The organism is Teichococcus aestuarii, assembly GCF_003116135.1.
Lineage (GTDB): Bacteria > Pseudomonadota > Alphaproteobacteria > Acetobacterales > Acetobacteraceae > Pseudoroseomonas > Pseudoroseomonas aestuarii.
Map to the genome: position 1 here is coordinate 317,022 of NZ_PDOA01000003.1, position 19,063 is coordinate 336,084.

The window sequence follows — 19,063 nt, forward strand, 5'->3', positions numbered from 1 at the left end:
GTTCGGCGATTGCGGCGGGGCAGGCCGCCGCCCGGGCGAAGGCCCCTGGCGGGGGCCTTCCGGGCGGCGGCGGCGCGGCGGGCGTGGCCTCAGGCCGCGCGGTAGGCGTCGATCAGCTTCTTGCCGTCCTCGCCGGCCTTGGCGAGCCACTCCTGCACCATGGTCTCGGAGACCTTGGCCATGCCCTCCCGGAGCGCGGCGGAAGGCTGGTTCACCGTCATGCCGCGATCGGCCAGGATCTTCTCGCGCGCCACCTGCTCGGCGGCCGACATCTCCCAGCCGCGCGTCTCGGCCGCCTTCGCGCCGTCCAGCACCGCCTTGCGCGCTGCCTCGGGCAGCGCCTCCAGCGCGCGGGTCTGCACCATCACCGCGTTCTTGGTCCAGGTGAAGCCGATCGGCGTGAAGAACTTGGCGAAGTCCCAGGCCTGCACGTCGACGCCGGTGGCGGCGGAGGTGACCATGCTGTTGACCACGCCGGTGGCGAAGGCCTGCGGCACCTCGGCCGCCTGCACCAGGGTCGGCGTGGCGCCGACCAGCGTGGCGAATCGGTTGGTGGCGGCGCTGAAGGTGCGCATCTTGTTGCCGCGCAGCGCCTCGATCGAATCCACCGGGAAGTTGGTGTAGAAGCCCGAGGGCGGCCAGGGCACCATGTAGAGCAGCGTGATGCCGGTGCGCTTCAGCCGCGCCTCGATGTAGGGGCGGGAGAGGTCGGCCAGCTTGCGCGCCTGCTCATAGGAGGTGACGAGCTGCGGGATGCCGTCCACCTCGAAGAACGGGTCCTCGTTGCCATAGGCCGAGATCAGGATCTCGCCCATCTGCACCTGGCCGGTCTGAATGCCGCGGCGGATCTCCGGCATCTTCAGCAGCGCGGCGTTGGTGTGCATCTGGATCTGCAGCGCGCCGCCCGAGGCCTGCTGCGCCGCCTCGACGAACTGCCGCAGGTTGCGGGTGTGGAAGTTGCCGTCCGGATAGGGCGTGGCCAGCTGCCAGCGCGCCTGCGCCAGGGCCTCCCGCCCGGCGAGCGGCAGCAGCGCGCCGGCGGCGCCGGCCGCGAGAAGGGAACGCCGGTGGATGTTCATGAACCCAGACCCCTGCCTGTTTTGCTTGGCGGGCATCATCGTCGCGCCCGCGAAAGCCTTGCAAGGGTGTTTCGGACATCCGCCGTCGCGCAGGCGCGCGCCGGAGGGCGGCTTCCGCGCAGTTCCTGGGCGGTTCCTGACCGCCTTCTGTGCAGCGCGGCGCCGCCCCGCCGCTCAGCCGCCCCGCCGCTCATCCCCCGGAGGTGACGTAGTTGCGCAGGTCGCTCGCCTCCTGCTCCGCCTCGGCGATGCGCGCCTTCACCAGATCGCCGATCGAGACCATGCCGACCAGGGCGCCCGCCCCGTCCAGCACCGGCAGGTGGCGCACGCGGCGGTCGGTCACCATGGAAAGGGCGGCGGTGATCGGCGTCTCGGGCGAGACGGTGTGCAGCACGCGGGTCATGAGCTGGTCGGCCTGCAACCGGCCGATTCCCTCCGGCTGGCCGGCCAGGGCTCGGACGATGTCACGCTCGCTGAGGATGCCGAGCACGCCGCCCTGCGCGTCCCGCACCAGCACGGCGCCGATGCGGTGCTGCGCCAGGGTGCGCGCGACGGCCGCGGCATCGTCCTGCGGCCCGACGGAGACCACCTGTGAGCCCTTGCCGCGCAGGATGTTCGCAATCGTCATGGCGGGATTCCCTTGGCATGCGGGCTGGCGCCGCCAGGGGAAGACGGCACGGCCCGCCTTGGTTGTTACGGCAACGATGCTGCGCGCGGGGTGGCCAAGTCCAGGGGAATCGGCGGCGGTGGATGCCGCTCAAGCGGCCGTGCGGCCGAGCAGGCGCAGCGCCTCCGCCTCCGCCCGGCGGATGCCGAGCACGAAGACCTGCCGGTCGCGCCGCGCCAGCCCGTCCAGGTCGGCACCGGTCAGCAGGGCCAGGGCGCCGGCCGCCCCGGGGTTGGGCAGGGCGGCGGTGAGGCCCATGAGCCGCCCCGAGGCATCCACCACCGGGCCGCCCGAATAGCCCAGCAGGGCCGGCATGCGGGCGGTGAAGCCACGGCCGAAGCCCGGCATCTCGGCATCCGGCGCCTCGACATGCCCCTGCGCGATGGCGGGGCCGAAGCCCGGCGCGCCGGTGGCCCACACCGCCTCCCCCTCGCGCGGCAGCTCGGCGGCGCGCGGCGCGGCGGCCAGGAAGCCGGGCGGCACGCACAGCACGGCAAGGTCCATCCGCGCGCTGCGGCCGGCCAGCGCGGCCTCGGCCTCCGCGCCATCGGCGCGGCGGAGGCGCGCGCCCGTGGCCCCGGCCTCCAGCAGATGCGCGCAGGTCAGCACATGCCGGGTGCCGAAGCCCACCGCCGCGCCGCGCCCGCCCTGGCCGTTGTAGAGCACGGCCGATCCTCCGGTGGCGATGGCCTCGGCCGGGGTGCCCCGCGCCTGCTGCCCGAACGGGGCCGCGCAGCCCGCCAGCAGGCTCGCGCTGCTGCCCAGGGCAAGGCTCCCCAGGGCGGCGCGCAGCAGGGCACGGCGAGGCGGCGAGGCAGCAAGCATTCGAAAATCTCCCGGCATCCATCAACCTATTGGTTAGGAATGTTAGCCAAACCCTTCAAAACACACACCTCACGAGCGCGTGATCTTCGAAGTCTCAGCCTAGGAGCCGGAAGTGAAGAAAACCTTGATAAGGAACAGCACGGCCAGCAGCACCAGCAGCCAGGCCAGGAACCGCCACCGTCCGCCGCGGCCCGGAGGCCGCCGGTCATTGGCCGGTGCGGGCGGGGGGCGGTAGGGCGGCAGCACGCGCATCGCCCAGTCAGGCTTCGGCCGGGGGCCGGGGCGTGGTTCAGCCATCCAGCGAGGCCTCCCGCAGGAAGGCCTCCTGCGCCGCCGTCTCGATGGCGCCGGGGTGGTAGTGCCGGCGGATGAAGGCCACCGGTTCCTCCGTCACGCCGCTGCGGCGGGCGAGGCAGCCCAGCACCAGGCCGGTGCGCCCCAGCCCGGCGCGGCAGCCGACATAGACCGCCTCACCCGCCCGCAGCGCCGCCACGGTTGCGGCGAGCGCCGCGCGCAGCGCCGGCAGGTCGTCCGGCACGCCGAAATCGGGAATCGGGAGGAGGAGGGTGGCACGCCGGCGGTTGGCGGCCCCGCCATCGAGGCAGAGGGCGAAGCCCTCCGCGGGGCAGGCGGCGAAGGGGCCGCCGCGCAGCCGGGCGGTGCCGCCGCCCGGCAGGGGCAGAGCCAGGCCGCCGAGGCCTGCGCCCTGCCCGCTCATGGTGCGGGGGTGGAGGTCCCGCCCGAAGGGGGCGGCAGCGGCTGCATCAGCGCCTCCGTCTCCCGCTTCAGCCGCAGGTAGGAGCGGAAGGAGAAGGGCAGCATGCCGCAGTAGATCAGCCCGGCCGCCGCCAGCGCCGCCCAGGGCTCGCTGACCAGCAGCGCGGCATAGGCGCCGATGGAGAGCAGCAGCGGCAGCACGTATTCGCGCCGCACCTTGAAGTTCTTGAACGACCAGGTGGGCAGGGTGCTGACCAGCATCAGCGCCACCGCGATCAGCAGCAGCCCGACGAAGGCCGGGTGCCGCACCGCGCCGGCCAGCCCCGTCCAGCCCCAGCCCTCGAAGGCCAGCGCGGCGAAGATGGGGAACATGCCGAGCAGCGCGCCGGCCGGCGCCGGCACGCCGGTGAAGAAGCTCTGCGCGTAGGCGGGCTTGGGCGGGGGGCCGGGCAGCGGCATCGGCCCCGCATCCAGCGCCGCGTTGAAGCGCGCCAGGCGCAGCGACATGCAGACGGCGAACATCACGCAGGGCACGAAGCCGAGGCCGCGATACTCGTGCATGGTCCAAAGGTAGAGCACCATGGCCGGCGCCACGCCGAAGGAGAGGAAATCGGCCAGGCTGTCGAACTCGGCGCCGAAGCGGCTGGTCGCCTTGAGCAGGCGGGCGAGCCGCCCGTCCAGGCCGTCGATCGCGCCGGCCAGGATGATGAGGCCCGCCGCGGGCTCCCACCGCGCCTCCAGCGCGAAGCGCATCGCCATCAGCCCGGCGCAGAGGCCGAGCAGGGTCAGGATGTTCGGGATCAGCCGGTTGAAGGACTGGCCCTGAAAACGCGGCCGCTGGCGCGCGGCGAAGCGGAAGCGCCGCGAGGAGGAGGACGGGGCGGGGTGCCGGGGGGCCTCGTCCATCAGAGGACCGTGCCCGGCGCCATGGCCGCCGCGGGGTTGGGCGCGGGCGCCAACTCGGCGATCACCGTCTCGCCGCCGATCATCAGCTGGCCTTCGGTCACCACCGGCTTCACGCCTTCCGGCAGGTAGAGGTCGGTGCGGCTGCCGAAGCGGATGATGCCGAAGCGCTCGCCGGCGCGGAGCTGGTCGCCCTCGCGCACGTTGCAGAGGATGCGTCGGGCGATCAGCCCGGCGATCTGCACCACCGCGATCTCCTGCCCGCCCGGCAGGCGGATCGCCAGGGCGTTGCGCTCATTGTCGTCGCTGGCCTTGTCCAGGCTGGCGTTGAGGAACTTGCCGTGCCGGTAGGCGATTCGGGTGACGATGCCATCGACCGGGCTGCGGTTGACGTGCACGTCGAGCACCGAGAGGAAGATCGCCACGCGCCAGCGCGGCGTGGCGCCGAGGCCGAGTTCGGCCGGCGGCACGGCGGGCGCCACGCTCACCACCCGGCCATCGGCGGGGGCGACGAAGACCGGCCGGTCCGGCGTCACCCGTTCCGGGTCCCGGAAGAAGTAGAGGCAGAACAGGGTGAAGGCGACACCGAGCCAGAACAGCCAGGAGCCCAGCAACAGGCCCCCGACCACGGCAACGGCCGCGCCACCGATGATGAAGGGCCGGCCAGCCGGATGCGGCGGGGCCAGGACCAAGCGAAGGCTTTCAATAAGCGCCATGATGCCCCTGGTTATGGTCCGTCGGGGAAGCGCAAACAATCCCTGACCGCTGACGCCCCGTCCGCCCTGCCCTGCCGCTCACGAGGGCGGCAGGGTGAAGACCTGGCCGGGATAGATGCGCCCCGGGTCGCGGATCTGCTCCTGGTTCGCACGGTAGATAATGGTGTAGCGGGTGCCGCGGCCATAGGTTGCGCGGGCGATGCGCCAGAGGTTGTGGCCCGGCTGCACCACGATGCGGCCCTCCGCCGGCCCTGCCGCATCGCGCTGGAAGGGCAGCTCCAGCCGCGCCGCCACCTGCCCCTGCGGGCCGAGCTGGTCCAGCCGCAGCGTGTGCAGGCCGGGCGCGGCCTGGGTCGAGGGCCGCAGCGCCCAGCGGCCCTCGGTGTCGGCGCGCGTGTCGCCGGCATGGCCCTGGTCAATGTAGAGGCGCAGATGGCTGCCGGCCGGCGCGCTGCCGGCGAAGCGCAGCCCGCCATCATCGTCGTAATCCACCACATCCAGCGCCAGCGCGCGGCCCGCCGGGGGCGCCGCCGGCCGGGCGGCAGGCCCCGCCGCCTGCAGCAGCCGCGGCGCGGCCCCGCCGGCCGGCGGCAGCAGCACCGCCAGCGGCCCCTCCGGCGCGGCGGCGCCGCCCGCCTCCGGCGCCGGCACCAGGACCAGCAGGGCCTCCCCGCCCCGGTGCAGCGCCCCGTGGGCGGTGCGGGCGGCGAGGCTCAGCTCGTGCGGCCCGGGCGGCAGCGCCTCGGCGGGCAGGATCACCCATTCGCCCCGGGCATCGGCGCGGGCGCGGCCCAGCTCGTGCCCGCCATCCCGCAGCAGCACCACCTCGGCGCCCGGCGCGGCGCGCCCGGCCACCACGGCGGTGCCCCGCGCGCCGATGCGGGCGATGTCGAAGCGCGGCGTGATCTCGGCGGCAACCTGCGGGGCGGCCGCCGGGGCCGGGGCCGGGACCGAGGCCGCGCCGGGCAGGGGCGCCGGCGGGGCGAACCAGGCGGCGGGCCATGACGGGCCGGACGAGGGCGCGGCGACGACCATGAGCCACCCGGCCAGGCCGCCGCCCAGCGCGGCCCCCGCCACCCCCAGCAGGGACAGGCGTGTCCGATCCGTCATGCTCGCATCACCTGGCGATCCCGCATTCTTCCCGCAGCCGGGGCGCCGCCCCTCTCCCGGCCCCCTTGCGGGGAGGGACCGGCGAATTGCTGAATGCTGCCCCGCCACAGGCCACGGGAGCAAGGCTGCGATGCGCAACGAGACACGGATTCGCGTGCAGGTGTGGGATGGCTGGGTGCGGCTGACCCATTGGCTGATCGTCGGCCTGCTCGGCCTGTCCTGGTGGACGGCGGAGACGGGGCGGATGGATCTGCACATGACCAGCGGCCACGCCATCCTGGCGCTGCTGCTGTTCCGTGCCGGCTGGGGCGTGGTGGGGTCGGACACGGCACGCTTCTCGCGCTTCCTGCGCTCGCCGCTGGCGGCGCTGTCGCATCTGCGCCACCTCTTCCGGCGCGCGCCGGACACCGAGCTGGGCCACAACGCCGCCGGCGGCTGGATGGTGCTGGCGCTGCTGGCCGTGCTGCTGCTGCAGGCGGTGAGCGGCCTCTTCGCCGACGACCTGGTCCTTACCCGCGGCCCGCTCGCGGCGCACGCCCCCGCCGCCGTCAGCGACTGGATGACCTTCCTGCACATCCGCAACTTCAACGTGATCCTGGCGCTGGCGGCGCTGCACGTGCTGGTGGTCGGCCTCTACGCGCTGGTGAAGGGGCAGGATCTGGTGCGGCCGATGCTGACCGGCAGCAAGTGGCTGCCCGCGCCCCTGGCCGCCACGGCGCCGCGCATCGCCCCGCCGCTGCGGGGCGCGCTGCTGCTGGCGCTGGCCTTGGCGGCGGTCTGGCTCATCGCCGGCCTCGGCTGAGGGCGGGCGGGCGCCGGGGAAGCGCCCTCCCGCGCCGCCTTCAGCGGGCGCGGTAGTTGCGGTGGCAGGCGCCGCAGGTGCCGCCCGCCTCGCGAAAGGCCGTGGCGGTGGCGCCGGCATCGCCCGCGGCCGCCGCGTCGCGCAGCTTGCCGAGGGCGGCCACCATGTTAGCGCTGGCGCGCTCGAACCCGGCGCGGTCCGACCACACGGCGGGCAGGGCACGGGTGTCGCCCGTGTCGCTGCCGGGCGGGAAGCGGGCGGGGAAGCCCTCGAAGAAGCGCTGCATCTCCGTGGCGCGGCCGGCCACCGGCTCCAGCGCCCCGCGCGAATCGAGGATGCCCTTGATGGCCTCCAGATGCCCGGCCATCTGCTTCAGCCCGGCCTTGCGCTCGGCCACCACATCGCCTGCCGTGCCGCTGGCCGCGCCCGCCTGGGCCAGGGCCGGAGCGGCCTGCCAGGCGCCCGCCAGCGCCGCCACCGCCAGCGCCGCGCCGGCCAGCCCTGCCTGTCTCATCCGCATGTCGTGCGTTCCTCCGTCGTCGGTCCCGCGCGCATCACAGCATGACCGGCGCGGCAGAAAAGTGACTTTTTCTTCTCCGCCACGGTCCGGGCGCCCTTGCTGGCACCCGCGCCTGCCGCTATACGCCGCGCCGTGCCCGAGAGGACGCGCCGGCCGGAACGACGGAGCGTAGCTCAGCCTGGTAGAGCACTGTGTTCGGGACGCAGGGGCCGGAGGTTCGAATCCTCTCGCTCCGACCAAATGATCCGGCCGGGGAAAGCCCCGCCTGCCCCTCCCGCCAGGGAGACGGCCGGCGGGGCTTTCCGATTCCGCCGCAGGGCGGCGCCGACGTCATCAAAGTTGCACACATTTTGCTAAGGCATCGGTTACCACCGGAAGCACGAGGCTTCCGGCTGGAGGGAACCTGCCCATGAAGTCTCCTTTGGCCTCCGCCGCTGCCCTCGCCTTGGGCATCCTGCCGCTGAGCCTGCCCGCCGCCGCGCAGACCACGATCGAGAGCGCCGGCCTGACCGTGACGGCCACGCCCGCCATCGCCTCGGACTACCTGTTCCGCGGCATCTCGCAGACCCGCAACCGGCCGGCCGCCTCGCTCACGCTCGACGTGCAGCATGAGACGGGCCTCTATGCCGGCGCCTTCGCCAGCAACGTCACCTTCCCCGGCAGCAATGCGCGGCAGGAACTGGACCTGCTGGCCGGCTACCGCTTCGGGCTCGGCCCGGTAAACCTGGATCTGGGCGGGGTGTTCTACACCTATCCGGGCTACGACAAGCCCGATGGCAGCTACGAGTACAACTACTTCGAGGCGGTCGCGAAGGCGAGCTACACGCTGGACGCGGTGAAGTTCGTTGGCGCCCTGGCCTACTCGCCCGATTTCTACTTCGAGGCCGGCTCGGCCATCTACCTGGAGGGCGGCGCCGATGTCAGCCTGCCGCTCGATGTCACCCTGGCCGGCCGCTACGGCTACCAGTGGATCGACAAGAACCCGCGCTACGGCGCGCCGGACTACGCCAACTGGTCCGTCGCGCTGTCGCGCGAGGTGGTGGCGGGCTTCGCCCTGACGGTCGGCTACTACGACACCAACCTCTCCAAGGCCGAGTGCTTCGCCGGCACCAAGCTGTGCGATGCGCGGGCGATGGTGACGCTCAGCCGCGCCTTCTGACCGGCGCCGCAGGCTCCGGCTCCCGGGCGGCGCGGTCCGCCCGGGGCCTTCTCCCGGCCGCTGCCCGCCTCAGCGCGGCCGCCGCGCCGCCCAGAACATCAGGGCGCGGATGGGAAACACCCAGGCGAGGCCGGCCAGCACGAAGAAGGGCACCTGCAGCGCCCAGTGCAGGCCCAGCATCCAGTCGGCGATGCGCAGCACCACGACCAGGTAGAGGGCGAGGAAACAGAAGCCCGCGAGGCAGGCCAGAAGGATGCGCGGCATGAATCTGCTCTTGGCAGGCCGCCGCCGCTTCGCCAAGCCTCGATCCGGCGGCCCCGGCAGCATCCCGTCATGCGGCTTGCGTTGCAGCGGCGGGCCGGGGCGCCTAGTCTCCGCCGCGACCGGCCGGGCCACCCAGCCCGCCCCCTCCTGCTGACTGAAAGACCCCGATGCCTGATAACGGCCTCACCCCCGCCTCCGGCGCTTCCTCGGGCACTTCCTCGGGCACCCAGGATTTCGACCTGAAGGCGCATATCCGCGGCGTGCCGGATTTCCCGAAGCCGGGCATCCTGTTCTACGACATCTCCACCCTGCTGCGGGACGGCCCGGCCTGGCGCGGGGCGATGGACCGGCTGGCCGAGATCATCCGCCCCTACCGGCCGACCCTGCTGGCCGGCATCGAGAGCCGCGGCTTCCTGATGGCCGCGCCGATGGCGCTGGAGCTCGGTCTCGGCTTCATCATGCTGCGCAAGCCGCGCAAGCTGCCGGGCGCCACCATCGGCTATGATTACGACCTCGAATACGGCAAGGACCGCATCGAGATGCAGGCCGATGCGCTGCGCCCCGGCGAGCGGGTGGTGCTGCTGGACGACCTGCTGGCCACCGGCGGCACCATGGCCGCCGCCATCCAGCTGCTGCGCAAGGCCGGCGCCGAGGTGCCGGCGGCGGCGACGCTGATCGAGCTGCGCTTCCTCAACGGCCGCGCCCGCGTCGACGTGCCGGTCGAGACCCTGGCCACCTACGACGACTGAGCGGCATGGCGGGGCGCGGCATCCACTCCCCCTTCCCGGCACCGCCACAGGGCGGCGCGCCGCGCGGCCGCCGGGCCTGGCTGCGGCTGGCCGGCGCGGCGGCGCTGATGCCGGCCCTGGCCCCGCCGCTGCGCGCCCAGCCCCAGCCGGGCGCCGCCGCCCTGGCTCCCGCCTCTCCGGTTCCCGCTTCCCTGGCCCCGGACAGCGCCACCCTGCTGCTGCCCGGCCCCGAGGGCGGCGCGGCGGCGCAATGGGCGCGCGGGGTGGCGGCGGGGCTGGCGCGCGGCCTGCCGCACGCCGTGGCGCTGCGCACCGTCACGCTGGGCGGGCCGGACGGCGTCACCGCCGCCAACCGCTTCGCCACGCTGGAGGCGGGCGACGGCCGCACCCTGCTCGTGCTGCCCGGCCTGGCCGCGCATGCCCGGCTGGTGGGGGAAAGCCGCGCCCAGTTCCAGCCCGAGGGCTGGCTGCCGCTCTGCGTCTCCTGGCAGGGGGCGGTGCTGGCCGGGCGGGGCGTCCTCGCGCCCACCGCCGCGCGGCCGCTGCGGCTGGCGCTGCCGGGCCCCGACGCGCCGGAAGCGGCCGCCCTGCTGGCGCTGGACCTGCTCGGGCTGCCCGCCATCCCGGTGTTCGGCATCGCCGGCGGCGAGGCGGCCGCTGCCCTGGCCCAGGGCGTGGCCGATGCCATGGTGATCGCCGCTCCCGCCGCCGCCGCCCAGGCGCGCCGCCAAGGCCTGACCCCCTGGCTGGAGCTGGACACGCCCGGCCGGCGGGAGAACCCGGAGCTGCCGGCGGCCAGCGCCCTGCCCGCCATCCGCCCGGCGCCGCTGGCGGCGGCACAGGCGGGCTTCGCGGCGCTGCGGCTGCGCGCGGCGCTGATGCTGCCCGGCCTCACCTCGGCCGATGTCGTCGCCGCGTGGCGGCGCGCCGCCCTGCTCTGGCAGGAGGAGGAGGCGAAGCAGCCGGCGGAGACCACGGCCCCCGCCCTGGTGGGCGCCGAGGCGCGCGCCACCATCGCGCCGCTCTGCCCCGCCGCCGATGCCGTGCTGGCCTACCGCGAGTGGCTGCTGCGGCGGCTGCGCTGGCAGGCGGGCTGAGCCCCCTCCGGGCGGGCTGGGCTGCATGCCCGCGAAGGCGTGCTCAGTGATAGGTGGCGAGGCCCGCCACGACCTGCTCATTGACCATGATCAGGAAGTCCAGGTCGGGCTGCTCCCGCTCCAGCTCCCGCAGCACGGCGCTGCCGAGCAGGCCGAAGCCGTCCCGCAGGGCATCCGGCAAGGGGCAGGCCGGGCTGCACACCGCCAACAGCACGGCCTGCCAGAGCCGGCGCGTGGCACGCACCGCCGCGGCGCGCCGGCCGGCCCCGCCCGCCCGCGCCTGGCGCAGTCGGGACACCGCCGCGCGGAAGGCCTCGGCCTCGGCCGCGCGGCTTTCCGCCAGGGATGCGCCCCCCGTGGCGATCGTCTGGCCGAGCGGCATCACGCCATGGCTCCCGCCCCTTCGCCGGATGGCGGCACGGGATGGGCGCGGGTGGGCGGCTCGGCGGCGGCGCGCAACACGGCATCCTCATGCTGCATCACCCGGCGGACCAGCTTCAGCGACTGGTAGCACTCGTCCTGCTGGGCCAGGACCAGGGCGCTTTCCAGCATCTCGCGCACCAGGGCCGAGGTGGTGATGCTCTGGAATTCGGCGATCAGATCGCGTGCCAGCTCCAGGCCGCGCTCGCGCTCCTCCTCATTGCCGATATAGGCGGTCTGCAGCGCGAAGTAGATGCGTTTGGCCGGGGTGTCGGCGGCCTCGGGGGTCATGATCTGCTTGCCGAAGAGGAACCGCGCGCGGCTGGTCAGCTCCACCCGGGCGCGGTTGCGGAAGCGCAGCGGGGCGCCGTTGACGACCAGCAGGTCGCCCTGGCGCAGTTCGAGCACAAGCGTGGACATGAACAGCGGTCCTTCGGAACCCGGGCGGATGGCACCGGGCATGTGAGGGGAAAGCTCCGGGCAGCAGGCGAAAGCCGCCGATGCCGCGCCCATGGGTGCGGGGCTTCAACACATTCCGGTCTTGCTCCTGCTGGCGGGGCCGGTCTCGTCCCCTGTCACCGTCGGTGGTGACGGTGGCTCAATCTGCGGTGCAGGAAGTTAACAGGGGCTTGAGGGGCGGGGGCGCCGTTCAACTCCGCCGGTCAGGCGCGGCGGAGCAGCATCAGCACCCCGTCGACCGGCGCGCCCTGCTCCTGGCGCAGCACGTCCCGCCGCTCCGCCACGCCGGCCAGGCCGGCGGCGGCGCAGGTGGCGCGCAGTGCCGGCAGGGCATGGCGGTAGCGCAGCCCGGGGCCGAGCGCGTAGGGCCCCTCCCCGCCCGCCTCCCCCTCGGCCAGCTCGACGCTGAACAGCGCCAGCCCGCCCGGCCGCAGCGCCGCCCGCAGCGCCGCCAAAGCGGGGCCGAGATCGCCCAGGTAGTTCAGCACGTCGGCGGCGGCGATCAGGTCCCAGGCGGCGGGGTGGCGGGGCAGGAAGTCCAGCAGGTCCGCCTCGTGCAGGGCGGCGTAGCAGCCCTGGCGCGCCGCCTCGGCCAGCATGCGGGGCGAAAGGTCCAGCCCTTCCAGCCGCCGCGCGAAGGGCGCGAGCGCCAGGCCGGACAGGCCGGTGCCGCAGCCGAGGTCGAGCGCGCCCTCCACCGGCGCCGGCGCCAGCCCCGAGTCGCGCAGCAGCGCCGCCAGGGCGGCCGGGGTGCGGTAGCCCAGCCGGCCGGTGAGGTCCGCCGCGAAGCGCGGCGCGTACTGGTCGAACAGGTCGCGCACATAGGCGGCGGGGGCGCGCTCCGGCGCCGGCGCGCGGCCCAGCGCCGCCAGCAGGAAGCGCGCCTGCCCCGCCACGTCCGGGTCGTGGTGCGCCAGCGCCGCCTCGGCCATGCGGATGGCCTCGGGCAGGGCGCCGGCCTCGCGGCAGGCATGGGCCAGGGCCAGCTTCGTCTCGGCGGCCTCCGGTGCCAGCGCCACCGCCTGGCGCAGCGGCGCCAGCGCCGCCCGCGCCTGCCCCAGCCCGCACAGCGCCTGCCCCAGGTTGCGCAGCGCCACCGCGTCGTCCGGCCGCCGCGCCAGCGCCGCGCGCAGCGCCGCCACCGCCGGCTCCAGCTGCCCCGCCTCCGCCAGCGCGCCGCCCAGCGAGGCCAGGAACACCGGCGCCTCCGGCCGCAACGCCACGGCGCGGCGGATCAGGCCGATGGCGCGGGGCAGGTCGCCGCGCTGCCGGTGCAGCGTGCCGAGCAGGTTCAGCGCATTGGCATCGCGCGGGCTGCGGGCCAGGAGGCGGGTGTAGAGCGCCTCCGCCTCATCCAGCGCGCCGGCGGCGTGGCGCGCGGCGGCCTGGCGCAGCAGGGCCGCGTCGCCGCTCACCGCGCCCGCCGCCGGCTCAGAACAGCCCCTCGATCCGCCCCTCGGCATCGAGGCCGATGCCTTCCGCGGCGGGGCGGCGCGGCAGGCCGGGCATGGTCATGATCTCGCCGCAGATCGCCACGACGAAGCCGGCGCCGGCCGAGAGCCGCACCTCGCGCAGCGGCAGCACATGCCCCTCCGGCGCGCCCATCAGCGCCGGGTCGGCGCTGAAGGAATACTGCGTCTTGGCGATGCAGACGGGCACATGGCCGAAGCCCTGCTCCTCGAAGCGCCGCAGCCTCGCGGCGACGGGCGGCGGCACGCTGACGCTGGCGGCGTGGTAGATCTCGCGCGCCACCGTCTCGATCTTGCCCTGCAGCGACATGTGGTCGTTGTAGAGCGGCTCGAAGCTGGCGGTGCCGCCGGCGATGAGCGCCTGCACGGCGCGGGCGAGGTCGGCCGCGCCGGCGGCGCCGTCGGCCCAATGGGTGCAGAGGATGGCCTCGACGCCGAGCGGCCGCACCGCCGCCTGCACCGCCGCGATCTCGGCGTCGGTGTCGCTGGTGAAGCGGTTCAGCGCCACCACCACGGGCAGGCCGAATTTCTGCATGTTCTGCACATGCCGCCGCAGATTGGCCGCGCCGCGCGTGACCGCCGCCACATCCTCCGCGCCGAGGGCCGACTTCGCCACGCCGCCATGCATCTTCAGCGCCCGCGCCGTGGCCACCACCACGCAGGCGGAGGGCGCGAGGCCGGCGCTGCGGCACTTGATGTCGAGGAACTTCTCGGCGCCCAGATCGGCGCCGAAGCCCGCCTCGGTGACGACCACATCGGCCAGCCGCAGCGCCAGCCGCGTGGCGATGACGCTGTTGCAGCCATGCGCGATGTTGGCGAAGGGCCCGCCATGCACCAGCGCCGGGCTGCCCTCCAGCGTCTGCACCAGGTTGGGCGCCAGCGCGTCGCGCAGCAGCGCGGCCATGGCGCCATCGGCCTTCAGGTCGTGCGCGGTGACGTTCCGCCCGTCCCGCGTCTGGCCGACGATGATGCGGCCCAGCCGCTGCTGCAACTCCGCCAGGTCCTTCGAGAGGCAGAACACCGCCATCACCTCGGAGGCGACGGTGATGTCGAACCCGTCCTCCCGGGGAAAGCCGTTCGGCACGCCGCCGAGCGCCGCGTTGATCGAGCGCAGCGCGCGGTCGTTCATGTCGAGCGCGCGGCGCCAGGAGATGCGGCGCGCATCGAGCCCCAGCTCGTTGCCCCAGTAGAGGTGGTTGTCCAGCATCGCCGCCAGCAGGTTGTTGGCGGAGGTGATGGCGTGGAAGTCGCCGGTGAAGTGGAGGTTGATCTCCTCCATCGGCGCCACCTGCGCGCGGCCGCCGCCCGTGGCACCGCCCTTCACCCCGAAGCACGGCCCGAGCGAGGGCTCGCGCAGCGCGATCATCGCCTTCCTGCCGAGGCTGTTCAGCGCGTCGCCGAGGCCGATGGTGGTGGTGGTCTTGCCCTCGCCGGCGGCGGTGGGGCTGATGCCGGTGACCAGCACCAGCGCGCCGCGCGGCGCCGACATGCGCTCCTGCTCGGCGACGAAGTCCAGCCCGACCTTCGCCTTGTGCCGGCCATAGGGCTCCAGCGCCGTCTCGGGGATGCCGGCACGCGCGGCGATCTCCTGGATGGGAAGGAGCCGCGCGGCCCGCGCGATGTCGAGGTCGGTCGCCATGGAATCGTCCTGCCGGCTGCGGATGCCACGGCTTATCCGCAGCCTTCCGCGGCGGCAAGACGTGGCGCCGCGGGCCGGGATGCGGCGCGCGACGCCATGACCGGGGGTGGCGGCCGCCGAGGCTGCGCCCGGCCGGGTGAAAGAGGCCCATGCCCCCCTGGCCAGGAGGCAAGCCATCATGTCATCGTACGGGAATAAGCAAGACAGTGCCGGAGAACGTCTATGAACCGCCGTACCTTCGCCGCCCTGATGGGCGGCCTGCCGCTGCTGGCCAGCACCGCCGCCCTCGCCCAAAGCTCCGGCCAGCCGGCCTGGCCGAACCGGCCCGTCACCATGCTGGTGCCCTTCGTCGCCGGCGGTCCGTCCGACATCGTGGCGCGTGCCATCGCCAACCGGATGAGCCAGACCATCGGCCAGCCCGTGGTGGTGGAGAACCGGGCCGGCGCCAATGGCGAGGTGGCCGGCCGCCTGCTGGCCCGCGCCGAGCCGGACGGCCATACGCTGATGGTGGGCTCGATCGGCGTCTATGCCATCAACGCCGCGCTGCGCCCGGAGCTGGGCTATGACCCGGTGAAGGACTTCACCCCCATCACGCTGGCCGTCACCACGCCGAACGTGCTGGTGGTGAACCCCGAGAAGGTGCCGGCGAAGACCGTGGCCGAGCTGGTGGCCTGGCTGAAGGCCAACCCGCGCAAGGCGAGCTACTCCACCAGCGGCGTCGGCTCCTCCGACCAGATGACGACCGAGCTGTTCAAGCAGCGCACCGGCACCGACGTGGCGCATGTGCCCTATCGCGGCGGCGCCGCGGCGGCGACCGACCTGATCGCCGGCAATGTGCAGATGTCCTTCCAGAATCTCGGCACGGTGGCCGGCCACATCCAGTCCGGCCGGCTGCGCGCGCTGATGGTGACCGGCGCCAAGCGCCACCCCGTCCTGCCCGACGTGCCCACCGCCGCCGAGACGGGGATGGCCGATTTCGTCGTCACCTCCTGGCAGGCGGTGATGGCGCCGGGCAACATGCCCGAGGCGCTGCGCGGCCGCATCGCCACCGCGGTGATGGAGGCGCTGAACCACCCCGAGGTGAAGCCGCGCCTGGAGCAGATCGGGCTCGACGTGGTGGCCAACAAGCCGGAGGAATACGGCCGCTTCCAGCGCGAGGAGATCGGCCGCTGGCGGCAGGTGATCCAGACCGCCGGCATCACCGCCGACTGACCCGGATCGCCGAATGATCCAGATCAAGGAATCGTGCGGCACATCGGCCTACTCCCGTTTCCGGCGGCGCCCGCGCCGCCTGGAACGAGAGGTTGGTCGTGAACAAGATGACGTGCGGCGCGCTGCTGGGCGCCGCCATGAGCGCCGCCCTGATGGGGGCGCCGGCCCAGGCTCAGGGGCTGATGCAGGAACTGCCCGGCTTCCGGGGCAAGCAGGCGGGGGATCTGGTGGTGGGCTTCGGCGCCATCGGCGTGCTGCCGCAGAATGGCGGGCGCGTCGATGCCATCGGCGGCAAGCCGGAAGCCTCCGACACGCTCACCCCGCAGCTCGACCTGACCTACTTCCTCACCTCGAACCTGTCGCTGAACCTGATCGCCGCCACCAGCCGGCATGATGTGACGGTGAAGGGCTCGGCGCTGGGCGATGTCGATCTCGGCCGGGTCTGGGCGCTGCCGCCCACCCTCACCCTACAATTCCATCCCCTGCCCGCCGCGCGCCTCAGCCCCTATGTCGGCGCCGGCGTGAACTACACGGTGTTCTATGGCGAGGGCGGCAGCCGCACCGCGCCGGTGAGCAAGGTGGATATCGAGAACAGCTGGGGCTGGGCGCTGAATGCCGGCGTGGACTACGCCCTGACCCCGGAATGGGGCCTCAACCTGGACGTGAAGAAGCTGTTCCTGCGGCCGGATGTCTCGGTCAATGGCGGCGCCATCGGCGCGCGGGCCGATCTCGACCCGTGGATCGTCGGCGCCGCGCTGCGCTACCGCTTCTGAGGCGGTGCCCCCGGCGCGCCTGCCGCCGCCGGGGGCCGCCTCCGCTCCCGCAACCTCATCCCGCGCCGGTCCGCAGCACCACCTGGCGGATCTGCCAGCCGCCCTGGCGCCAGGCGAGGTCGAGCGCCAGGCCGCCGCCGCCCTCGCGCGGCAGCAGCTCCAGCCGTGCCGCGTTCCATCCCAGCGGCCAGGCCAGCCGCACCGTCTCCGCCTGCCCCGCCACCGGGTCCCGGACGGGCGGGGCGGCGAGGCGGCGCGATTCCAGCAGCCGCGCCACCGCCGCCGGGTCCCGCGCGCCCGAGGCCAGCTCGGCCGCCAGCCCGTCCAGATAGGGGCGGGAGGCACCGCCCGCCCCGGCCTCCACCGGGCCAAGCCGCAGCACGGCGCCCTCGGCCGGCAGGGCGGCCAGCAGGCCGGCCGCATCGTGGCGGAGCATCAGCCCCGCCAGCTGCAACCCCGGCATCGCCAGCGTCAGCAGCGCCCCCGCCCCGCCAGCCAGAAGGCCGGCCCGCAGCGCGCCCCGGCCGCGCCGCCGCGCCGGCCCAGGAAGCGGCACGGCGCAGGCCTCCGGCCCGGCGGCCGGAAGAGCGCCCTGGCGGCGCGCCTCATAGGCATCCCAGGCCTCGTCCCAAGGGTCCGCACTCGGCATGCAACACTCTCCCGCCCCCGGCCTGACACGCCGCGCCCAGAATTCCGGTCCCGCCCGGATGGCGTGCCAGCCGTCATCCGTCTCGTTTTTGAGACTAACGCGGCGCAGCTTGCACAATCGTTAAGAAAAGGAAGATGGGCCGGGGATGGGAGGAGGGGCCGTGCGCGCCCCCTCCTTCAGGCGTAGCGCGCCAGACCCCGCTCCAGCGCGCCCAGGGCGCTGGCCAGGGCCTCGTTCATGGCCTCGGCCGCCAGCTCGGGCGGCAGCGGCCGCTGCGGCGGCAGCGGCGCCGTGCCGCGGATGGCGAGCTGGGTGAGAAGCTGCGCATCGCCGCCCGTCTCGCGCAGCAGCACCACGGAGAGCCCGGCCACCGCCTCGCCCTTCGCCAGATCGGCATGCAGCGCCGTCAGCTCGCTCTCCAGCACCAGATCGGGGCTGACGCGGCTGCCGGTGGCCACCACGCCGTTGAACAGGCCGGAGGCGGAGAGCCAGCGGCGCATCGCCTCCTCGGCAAGCTCCACCGGCGGCGCGCTCCATTCGGCGTAGAAATCGACCGAGATGGTGCCGTCCTCCCGCAGCGTGCGCAGGCCGCGCGTGTCCTGGCCGGGAGCGGCGCGCATCAGCCGCACCTGCAGCACGCGCCCCCGCCCCCGCCGGGCCGGCGGCCCGTCGCGCCGCGGGTCGAGCGGGAAGCGCTTCGTCTCCACATAGGGCCGTTCGGGGATGACGCTGCAGGCGCCCAGGGGCAGCGAAGCCAGCGCAGGCAGGGCCAGGAGCAGCAGGCGTCGGTTCATGCGGGGGGCTCTCATCAGCGGTTGGCGGGCGGCGGCGGCGGCGCGCCGAAGATGGCCTGGCCGGGGGCGCGGCGCAGCGTCTCGGTGGTGTCGCGCAAATTGCTCACCACGGCGCGCAGGTCGCGCAGGATCGGCGCGAGGTCGGCATTGGTGTCCTGCGTGGTGTTGCGCGCCGCCCGCGCCGTCTGCTCCAGCGCGCCGATGACGGCGGGCAGCCGGGTCAGGGCGCGGCGCATCTCCTCGGTGGCGGCGCCGGTGTTGGCCAGCGCCTCGCGGATCTCGGGGCCGGCGAAGGTGGTGCGCAGGTCGGCCGCCACGCCGCGCAGCTCGGCCACCATGGCGGGCACGTCGGAGCTCTGCACCACCTGGCGCAGCAGCGCCATGGTCTGCGCCGCCTCGGCCAGAAGGTGAGCGAAGTCGCCTTCGTCCACCTGGGTGCGCAGGGTGCGGACAATGCCGCTGACATCGTCCAGCAGCTGCTCCAGCGGCGCCTGCTGGATGCGGGACAGGATGGCCTCCGCCGCGTTCTGCACCTGCGCCACGGTGGAGGGCATGGAGGGCACCACCGGGTAGTCCGGCTCCCAGGGCACCTCGCGCGGCGGGAATCGCTCGGGGCTGACGAAGTCCAGCTCGATATAGGCGACGCCGGTGATGCCCTGGCTGGAGAGCCGTGCGCGCAGCCCGCGCTCCACCGCCCGCATCGCCTGGTCCTCGGTGCGCACCGTGGCCTTGGCGGGGTCGAGCGAGAGGCGCACCAGCACGAGCTGGAAGGCCTCCAGCGCCGCGTCGCGGCTGCCCGGCGGATAGGCGGCGTTGACCAGCCCCACCTGGCTCACCTGGCCGATCTGCACGCCGCGGTAGCGCACCGGCGCGCCGACCTCGAGGCCGGTGACGCTCTCCTGCAGGTAGGTCTCGAAGACGATGCTCTGCCGGCCGAAGCCGCCGCCCGTCAGGAACAGCAGAAAGCCGAGGCCGAGCGCCAGCCCGACCAGGATCAGGGCGCCGACGCGGACATAGAGGCTGCTGGAACTCGCCATGGC

General features: G+C 74.2%; 23 protein-coding genes and 1 tRNA gene. 7 read left to right on the forward strand and 17 right to left on the reverse strand.

Annotation, left to right across the window (positions count from 1 at the left end; genetic code table 11):
* Positions 1-89 precede the first annotated feature (89 nt).
* The 8 genes from CR165_RS06940 to CR165_RS06970 all read right to left on the reverse strand — a co-directional run bounded on the left by CR165_RS06940 (position 90) and on the right by CR165_RS06970 (position 6,017).
* A complete protein-coding gene (locus CR165_RS06940) occupies positions 90-1,079 on the reverse strand; it encodes a TRAP transporter substrate-binding protein (protein ID WP_109516234.1) in 990 nt (329 codons plus the stop codon).
* 190 nt (positions 1,080-1,269) lie between these two features.
* A complete protein-coding gene (locus CR165_RS06945; RefSeq protein ID WP_109516235.1) occupies positions 1,270-1,707 on the reverse strand; it encodes a CBS domain-containing protein in 438 nt (145 codons plus the stop codon).
* 129 nt (positions 1,708-1,836) lie between these two features.
* Positions 1,837-2,571, reverse strand: a complete 735-nt coding sequence (locus CR165_RS06950; RefSeq protein ID WP_181378032.1) for a S1 family peptidase — start codon at positions 2,569-2,571, stop codon at positions 1,837-1,839.
* A 99-nt stretch (positions 2,572-2,670) separates the two neighbouring features.
* A complete protein-coding gene (locus CR165_RS24415) occupies positions 2,671-2,868 on the reverse strand; it encodes a hypothetical protein (protein WP_146201841.1) in 198 nt (65 codons plus the stop codon).
* Positions 2,861-3,289 (reverse strand): protein-tyrosine phosphatase family protein, encoded by a 429-nt coding sequence (locus CR165_RS06955; RefSeq protein WP_109516237.1) that lies wholly within the window; start codon positions 3,287-3,289, stop codon positions 2,861-2,863. The genes CR165_RS24415 and CR165_RS06955 overlap by 8 nt, the downstream gene beginning before the upstream one ends.
* Positions 3,286-4,194, reverse strand: a complete 909-nt coding sequence (locus tag CR165_RS06960) for a CDP-alcohol phosphatidyltransferase family protein (RefSeq protein WP_109516238.1) — start codon at positions 4,192-4,194, stop codon at positions 3,286-3,288. Before CR165_RS06960 ends, CR165_RS06955 begins: the two co-directional genes overlap by 4 nt.
* Positions 4,194-4,907: a phosphatidylserine decarboxylase gene (locus CR165_RS06965; protein WP_109516239.1), complete on the reverse strand. Its 714-nt coding sequence runs from the start codon at positions 4,905-4,907 to the stop codon at positions 4,194-4,196. Before CR165_RS06965 ends, CR165_RS06960 begins: the two co-directional genes overlap by 1 nt.
* A 78-nt stretch (positions 4,908-4,985) precedes the next feature.
* Entirely contained in the window at positions 4,986-6,017 is a 1,032-nt protein-coding gene (locus CR165_RS06970) for a LysM peptidoglycan-binding domain-containing protein (protein ID WP_109516240.1), read from the reverse strand.
* Positions 6,018-6,147: 130 nt separating this feature from the next.
* Here CR165_RS06970 and CR165_RS06975 point away from each other — a divergent pair, with 130 nt between their 5' ends.
* Positions 6,148-6,819: a cytochrome b/b6 domain-containing protein gene (locus CR165_RS06975; RefSeq protein WP_109516241.1), complete on the forward strand. Its 672-nt coding sequence runs from the start codon at positions 6,148-6,150 to the stop codon at positions 6,817-6,819.
* Between the two features lie 40 nt (positions 6,820-6,859).
* On the opposite strand, the gene CR165_RS06980 is transcribed toward CR165_RS06975, so the two are convergent.
* Positions 6,860-7,339, reverse strand: a complete 480-nt coding sequence (locus CR165_RS06980; protein ID WP_109516242.1) for a c-type cytochrome — start codon at positions 7,337-7,339, stop codon at positions 6,860-6,862.
* A gap of 162 nt (positions 7,340-7,501) precedes the next feature.
* On the opposite strand from CR165_RS06980, the gene CR165_RS06985 reads away from it, so the two are divergent.
* Positions 7,502-7,578 (forward strand) — tRNA-Pro (locus CR165_RS06985).
* 170 nt (positions 7,579-7,748) lie between these two features.
* On the forward strand, positions 7,749-8,498 hold the full coding sequence (locus CR165_RS06990; protein ID WP_109516243.1) for a TorF family putative porin: 750 nt from the start codon (positions 7,749-7,751) through the stop codon (positions 8,496-8,498).
* Positions 8,499-8,567: 69 nt separating this feature from the next.
* Here the strand turns inward: CR165_RS06990 and CR165_RS24920 are convergent, their stop codons facing one another.
* Positions 8,568-8,762: a DUF2842 domain-containing protein gene (locus CR165_RS24920; RefSeq protein WP_181378033.1), complete on the reverse strand. Its 195-nt coding sequence runs from the start codon at positions 8,760-8,762 to the stop codon at positions 8,568-8,570.
* Positions 8,763-8,929: 167 nt separating this feature from the next.
* Here CR165_RS24920 and CR165_RS07000 point away from each other — a divergent pair, with 167 nt between their 5' ends.
* Together CR165_RS07000 and CR165_RS07005 are read left to right on the forward strand one after the other, a co-directional pair.
* On the forward strand, positions 8,930-9,511 hold the full coding sequence (locus CR165_RS07000) for an adenine phosphoribosyltransferase (RefSeq protein ID WP_109516245.1): 582 nt from the start codon (positions 8,930-8,932) through the stop codon (positions 9,509-9,511).
* 5 nt (positions 9,512-9,516) lie between these two features.
* Entirely contained in the window at positions 9,517-10,608 is a 1,092-nt protein-coding gene (locus CR165_RS07005; protein WP_109516246.1) for a hypothetical protein, read from the forward strand.
* Positions 10,609-10,651: 43 nt separating this feature from the next.
* On the opposite strand, the gene CR165_RS07010 is transcribed toward CR165_RS07005, so the two are convergent.
* The 4 genes from CR165_RS07010 to CR165_RS07025 form a co-directional block, all read right to left on the reverse strand.
* On the reverse strand, positions 10,652-10,990 hold the full coding sequence (locus CR165_RS07010) for a flagellar biosynthesis regulator FlaF (RefSeq protein WP_109516247.1): 339 nt from the start codon (positions 10,988-10,990) through the stop codon (positions 10,652-10,654).
* Positions 10,990-11,448, reverse strand: a complete 459-nt coding sequence (locus CR165_RS07015; protein WP_109516248.1) for a flagellar biosynthesis repressor FlbT — start codon at positions 11,446-11,448, stop codon at positions 10,990-10,992. Before CR165_RS07015 ends, CR165_RS07010 begins: the two co-directional genes overlap by 1 nt.
* 242 nt (positions 11,449-11,690) lie before the next feature.
* Positions 11,691-12,902, reverse strand: a complete 1,212-nt coding sequence (locus tag CR165_RS07020; RefSeq protein WP_245906195.1) for a methyltransferase — start codon at positions 12,900-12,902, stop codon at positions 11,691-11,693.
* A gap of 16 nt (positions 12,903-12,918) precedes the next feature.
* Positions 12,919-14,595, reverse strand: a complete 1,677-nt coding sequence (locus CR165_RS07025) for a formate--tetrahydrofolate ligase (protein ID WP_109516250.1) — start codon at positions 14,593-14,595, stop codon at positions 12,919-12,921.
* A gap of 222 nt (positions 14,596-14,817) precedes the next feature.
* On the opposite strand from CR165_RS07025, the gene CR165_RS07030 reads away from it, so the two are divergent.
* Both CR165_RS07030 and CR165_RS07035 read left to right on the forward strand, forming a co-directional pair.
* Positions 14,818-15,807: a Bug family tripartite tricarboxylate transporter substrate binding protein gene (locus tag CR165_RS07030; protein WP_109516251.1), complete on the forward strand. Its 990-nt coding sequence runs from the start codon at positions 14,818-14,820 to the stop codon at positions 15,805-15,807.
* A 107-nt stretch (positions 15,808-15,914) separates the two neighbouring features.
* Positions 15,915-16,580 carry an OmpW/AlkL family protein gene (locus CR165_RS07035; protein ID WP_109516410.1) on the forward strand — a complete coding sequence of 222 codons (666 nt, stop codon included), beginning with the start codon at positions 15,915-15,917 and terminating at the stop codon, positions 16,578-16,580.
* Positions 16,581-16,635: 55 nt separating this feature from the next.
* Here the strand turns inward: CR165_RS07035 and CR165_RS07040 are convergent, their stop codons facing one another.
* The 3 genes from CR165_RS07040 to CR165_RS07050 all read right to left on the reverse strand — a co-directional run bounded on the left by CR165_RS07040 (position 16,636) and on the right by CR165_RS07050 (position 19,060).
* Positions 16,636-17,229 (reverse strand): hypothetical protein, encoded by a 594-nt coding sequence (locus tag CR165_RS07040; protein ID WP_109516252.1) that lies wholly within the window; start codon positions 17,227-17,229, stop codon positions 16,636-16,638.
* Positions 17,230-17,405: 176 nt separating this feature from the next.
* Positions 17,406-18,023, reverse strand: a complete 618-nt coding sequence (locus tag CR165_RS07045) for an ABC-type transport auxiliary lipoprotein family protein (RefSeq protein ID WP_181378034.1) — start codon at positions 18,021-18,023, stop codon at positions 17,406-17,408.
* A gap of 14 nt (positions 18,024-18,037) precedes the next feature.
* Positions 18,038-19,060 carry an MlaD family protein gene (locus CR165_RS07050; RefSeq protein WP_109516254.1) on the reverse strand — a complete coding sequence of 341 codons (1,023 nt, stop codon included), beginning with the start codon at positions 19,058-19,060 and terminating at the stop codon, positions 18,038-18,040.
* Positions 19,061-19,063: the final 3 nt, after the last annotated feature.

Bases quoted from the DNA above. Each gene is read 5' to 3' on its own strand.
- CR165_RS06955 (WP_109516237.1), bottom strand. From the start codon at position 3,289: ATGAGCGGGCAGGGCGCAGGCCTCGGCGGCCTGGCTCTGCCCCTGCCG.
- CR165_RS06970 (WP_109516240.1), bottom strand. From the start codon at position 6,017: ATGACGGATCGGACACGCCTGTCCCTGCTGGGGGTGGCGGGGGCCGCG.
- CR165_RS24920 (WP_181378033.1), bottom strand. From the start codon at position 8,762: ATGCCGCGCATCCTTCTGGCCTGCCTCGCGGGCTTCTGTTTCCTCGCC.
- CR165_RS07040 (WP_109516252.1), bottom strand. From the start codon at position 17,229: ATGCCGAGTGCGGACCCTTGGGACGAGGCCTGGGATGCCTATGAGGCG.
- CR165_RS06960 (WP_109516238.1), bottom strand. From the start codon at position 4,194: ATGGACGAGGCCCCCCGGCACCCCGCCCCGTCCTCCTCCTCGCGGCGC.
- CR165_RS06940 (WP_109516234.1), bottom strand. From the start codon at position 1,079: ATGAACATCCACCGGCGTTCCCTTCTCGCGGCCGGCGCCGCCGGCGCG.
- CR165_RS07045 (WP_181378034.1), bottom strand. From the start codon at position 18,023: ATGAACCGACGCCTGCTGCTCCTGGCCCTGCCTGCGCTGGCTTCGCTG.
- CR165_RS07010 (WP_109516247.1), bottom strand. From the start codon at position 10,990: ATGCCGCTCGGCCAGACGATCGCCACGGGGGGCGCATCCCTGGCGGAA.
- CR165_RS07035 (WP_109516410.1), top strand. From the start codon at position 15,915: ATGACGTGCGGCGCGCTGCTGGGCGCCGCCATGAGCGCCGCCCTGATG.
- CR165_RS06945 (WP_109516235.1), bottom strand. From the start codon at position 1,707: ATGACGATTGCGAACATCCTGCGCGGCAAGGGCTCACAGGTGGTCTCC.
- CR165_RS06965 (WP_109516239.1), bottom strand. From the start codon at position 4,907: ATGGCGCTTATTGAAAGCCTTCGCTTGGTCCTGGCCCCGCCGCATCCG.
- CR165_RS06980 (WP_109516242.1), bottom strand. From the start codon at position 7,339: ATGCGGATGAGACAGGCAGGGCTGGCCGGCGCGGCGCTGGCGGTGGCG.
- CR165_RS06990 (WP_109516243.1), top strand. From the start codon at position 7,749: ATGAAGTCTCCTTTGGCCTCCGCCGCTGCCCTCGCCTTGGGCATCCTG.
- CR165_RS24415 (WP_146201841.1), bottom strand. From the start codon at position 2,868: ATGGCTGAACCACGCCCCGGCCCCCGGCCGAAGCCTGACTGGGCGATG.
- CR165_RS07030 (WP_109516251.1), top strand. From the start codon at position 14,818: ATGAACCGCCGTACCTTCGCCGCCCTGATGGGCGGCCTGCCGCTGCTG.
- CR165_RS07015 (WP_109516248.1), bottom strand. From the start codon at position 11,448: ATGTCCACGCTTGTGCTCGAACTGCGCCAGGGCGACCTGCTGGTCGTC.
- CR165_RS07050 (WP_109516254.1), bottom strand. From the start codon at position 19,060: ATGGCGAGTTCCAGCAGCCTCTATGTCCGCGTCGGCGCCCTGATCCTG.
- CR165_RS07000 (WP_109516245.1), top strand. From the start codon at position 8,930: ATGCCTGATAACGGCCTCACCCCCGCCTCCGGCGCTTCCTCGGGCACT.
- CR165_RS06950 (WP_181378032.1), bottom strand. From the start codon at position 2,571: ATGCTTGCTGCCTCGCCGCCTCGCCGTGCCCTGCTGCGCGCCGCCCTG.
- CR165_RS06975 (WP_109516241.1), top strand. From the start codon at position 6,148: ATGCGCAACGAGACACGGATTCGCGTGCAGGTGTGGGATGGCTGGGTG.
- CR165_RS07005 (WP_109516246.1), top strand. From the start codon at position 9,517: ATGGCGGGGCGCGGCATCCACTCCCCCTTCCCGGCACCGCCACAGGGC.
- CR165_RS07025 (WP_109516250.1), bottom strand. From the start codon at position 14,595: ATGGCGACCGACCTCGACATCGCGCGGGCCGCGCGGCTCCTTCCCATC.